The organism is Pseudoalteromonas sp. 2CM28B, assembly GCF_023161935.1.
Map to the genome: position 1 here is coordinate 1 of NZ_JALNTH010000108.1, position 773 is coordinate 773.

A 773-nucleotide genomic window follows, 5' to 3' on the forward strand; every position below is an offset into this window, starting at 1 on the left:
AAGACTTCCTCGGCCGCAGTAGGCATGTATTCCTTTAGTAAATTGGGATGCTTGCGCATCCAATGGTTACTGTTTGTCGTTTTAGTGTAATTTTTCTTTGGTTTTACAAGAAAGTCATGCTCTCTCAAATAATCAAAAAAACAATCACGACCTAGTTTAATGCCACGCTCTTGCAGGTCTGGCTTTATCATCAGATAAAGCTTCTTCCCACCAATACGAGGCATGAATTGCCGCCAGTACATCACTAATTCTTTGACTGGCTCCAATTCTTTATTCCGAGCATCTATTCTGCGCATAGCTTGATAGTAACCTTGTCGCGTTACGCCATATGCACGGCATAACGGAGTAAGCTTTATTTGATGGTTTTCTTTTGCGCGCGTGATAGCTCGGATATGTACTTTTTTCGCAAGCCCGCTTCATATTCTTCATCCATAATATTAATCATTTCATCTTTGATTAAATCCTTTAGGCGTAACTCTTCTATCTCGCGCTCTAAACGTTTAATTTTTTGTGCTGGGGTTTCTTTCGATTTAGGCATGTTGGCTATATAAGTTGGTTTAGACCAATCTAATTTACCATGTTTTCGCAGCCATACCAGAACGGTACTGCGGCCTTGAATACCGTAATGACTTTGCGCTTGTTTATAGGTGAAGTCGCCTTTTTCTACTTGCTCAACAATAGATAATTTAAAGCCTAATGTATAATCTCGCTGAGTACGCTTAACGTCTTTAGTTTTAGTGGTTTTCATAAAATAAGTCCTAAATGTGTAAACA

The 773-nt window shown here is 39.1% G+C and carries 1 pseudogene; it reads right to left on the bottom strand.

Going from position 1 to position 773, the window contains the following annotated elements:
* Positions 1-748, bottom strand: a pseudogene (locus tag MTN96_RS36840) (IS3 family transposase); the annotation flags it as partial.
* Between the last annotated feature and the right edge of the window lie 25 nt (positions 749-773).